At 51.1% G+C, this 2,716-nt stretch carries 4 protein-coding genes; all 4 read left to right on the forward strand.

Annotated elements, in window-relative coordinates:
- Positions 1-192 (forward strand): hypothetical protein (locus tag RBR60_RS16675; RefSeq protein ID WP_320358911.1); only part of this gene is annotated, 192 nt, incomplete at its 5' end.
- Between the two features lie 62 nt (positions 193-254).
- On the forward strand, positions 255-1,265 hold the full coding sequence (locus RBR60_RS16680) for an NAD-dependent epimerase (RefSeq protein ID WP_320358913.1): 1,011 nt from the start codon (positions 255-257) through the stop codon (positions 1,263-1,265).
- Positions 1,266-1,297: 32 nt separating this feature from the next.
- A complete protein-coding gene (gene rfbB, locus RBR60_RS16685) occupies positions 1,298-2,389 on the forward strand; it encodes a dTDP-glucose 4,6-dehydratase (RefSeq protein ID WP_320358915.1) in 1,092 nt (363 codons plus the stop codon).
- A gap of 8 nt (positions 2,390-2,397) precedes the next feature.
- Positions 2,398-2,716, forward strand: a 319-nt coding sequence (locus RBR60_RS16690; protein ID WP_320358917.1) for a sugar nucleotidyltransferase, incomplete at its 3' end; no start/stop codon positions are given.

Here is a 2,716-nt window from a genome sequence, read left to right on the forward strand (position 1 = left end):
CGTGCTGAGGGGCGTAGTGAAGGTGTGTATTATGAAAAATACCAGACCATTATGAATCTTGAGAAGTACAGCATGAAGCCAGAGGAAATAGCAGATATTACCGGACTTAGTGTGGAAAAAGTCAAGGCTGTCCTTGCCGCAGGAGACAAAGGTCTGGATCTGCTGATCTCCAAATGTGAACCCCTCCATTAGCCTTCGTCATCGGACAGGCCCCGCGCCTGTCCCCGACTGTTTTGTCGAAAGGTTCATTTTTCATGAAAATTTTGGTAACAGGTGCCGCAGGCTTTATCGGAATGCACCTTGCAAAACGTCTCCTGGAAACGGGAGAAGAAGTTGTCGGCATTGATAATCTTAATGATTACTATGCTGTCAGTCTCAAAGAAGATCGCCTGAAACAGTTGGAAGGTTTCATCAATTTTCGTTTTATCCGCATGGACTTGGCGGATCGCCCAGCCATGGAAGCCCTTTTTGCAGAAGAAAAATTTGACAAAGTGGTCAACCTCGCAGCCCAAGCAGGGGTACGCTACTCTCTCCAGAATCCCCATGCCTATGTGAACAGCAATGTGGTGGGTTTTCTCAATGTGCTGGAAGGTTGCCGCCACCACAAAGTAAAGCACTTGGTCTACGCCAGCAGCTCCAGCGTATATGGCTCCAACAGCCACATGCCTTTCAGTGAGCAGGACAATGTGGATCACCCCGTAAGTCTCTATGCAGCCACCAAAAAATCCAATGAACTGATGGCCCACACCTACAGTCACCTCTATGGCCTGCCCACCACGGGCCTGCGTTTTTTTACGGTTTACGGGCCCTGGGGAAGGCCGGACATGGCTCCATCCCTTTTTGCTTCCGCCATGATGGAGGATAGGCCCATCCGGGTATTCAATGAAGGCCGTATGCAGCGGGATTTTACCTACATTGATGATATTGTGGAAGGGGTTGTGCGGATTATGGATGTACCTGCCACCCCAGCCCCTACCTTTGACCGTAACCGTCCGGATCCCGCCATAAGCGATGCCCCTTTTCGGGTGTACAACATTGGTAATCATGAGCCTGTGGAGCTGATGACCTTCATCCAAATCATGGAAAAAGCCATGGGCAGGGAAGCGAAAAAGGAAATGCTGCCCATGCAGCCGGGGGATGTGCTGGCAACCTGGGCGGACATTGATGCTCTGCATGGGGTTGCGGGGTTTAAGCCCTATACTCCCTTAGAGGAAGGTGTTGGGAAATTTGTGGCGTGGTTTACGCAGTATCATTTTCAAGGATAAAAGGGTTGCCCCTTTAAAGGATATTTTACGTTATGAAGATTCTTGTTACAGGAGGTGCGGGGTTTATTGGCTCTGCCCTGATCCGTTATATTATCGAAAACACCTCTGACAGTGTTGTCAATGTGGATAAGCTTACCTATGCCGCAAACCTGGAATCCCTCGGACAGGCGGCTCAAAATCCGAGGTACGCCTTTGAACAGGTGGACATCTGCAATGGCAGGGAGCTTAAGCGGGTTTTTGACACCCACAGACCGGATGCGGTGATGCACCTTGCTGCGGAAAGCCATGTTGACAGATCCATAGATGGGCCAGCGGTTTTCATTGAAACCAACGTGGTGGGTACGGCTACCCTCCTCGAAGTATGCAGGGCCTTCTGGATGACCCTCCCTGAGGAGGCCAAGAGCACCTTTCGATTTCATCATATTTCAACGGATGAGGTTTTTGGCGATCTTGACGAAACCGAAGATGCCTTCACGGAAACCACTTCCTATGCGCCCAGCTCCCCCTATTCGGCCAGCAAGGCCAGTTCCGATCATCTGGTACGGGCATGGCACAGAACCTACGGCCTTCCCGTTCTTGTGACAAACTGCTCCAACAATTACGGGCCTTATCATTTTCCGGAAAAACTCATTCCTCACATGATTCTCAACGCCCTGCACGGAAAACCCCTCCCTGTTTACGGAGACGGTCGGCAAATCCGGGACTGGCTGTATGTGGAAGATCATGCCCGCGCCCTCTACCTTGTATTATGCCATGGCCCTGTTGGTGAAACCTTCAATATCGGCGGCCACAACGAAAAAAGAAATCTTGAGGTGGTGGAAACCATCTGTGATCTTCTGGAAGAAATGGCACCGGAAAACCCCAACAGCCTGAAAAGCGGCAAACCTTATGGATTCAGAGGCCTTATCCGTTTTGTGACGGACAGGCCGGGCCATGACCTTCGCTATGCCATGGATGCCTCAAAAATTGAAAGGGACCTTGGCTGGAAGCCGGAAGAAAGCTTTGAAACCGGGCTGAGAAAGACGATACGCTGGTACCTTGATAATGAAGACTGGTGGAAACGGGTGCTGAACGGGGCATACAGGCTGGAAAGACTGGGCTGCGAAAGTAAGGAGGAGGCATAGAAATGACAATGAAAGGCATTATCCTCGCCGGAGGCTCCGGCACAAGGCTTTACCCCATCACAAGGGGCGTATCCAAACAGCTTCTGCCCATCTACGATAAGCCCATGATCTACTACCCCCTCTCGGTACTCATGCTGGCGGGTATCCGGGATATCCTTGTGATCACAACCCCCGAAGACCAATCTTCCTACCAGAGGCTTCTTGGCAATGGTTCGGATTTTGGCATACGCTTAAGCTATGCCGTGCAGCCCAACCCGGATGGTCTGGCCCAGGCCTTTATTCTTGGTGAAGAGTTCATCGGAAAAGACAAGGTCTGTCTCGTGCTGG

The organism is Desulfobotulus sp. (assembly GCF_034006065.1).
Lineage (GTDB): Bacteria > Desulfobacterota > Desulfobacteria > Desulfobacterales > ASO4-4 > Desulfobotulus.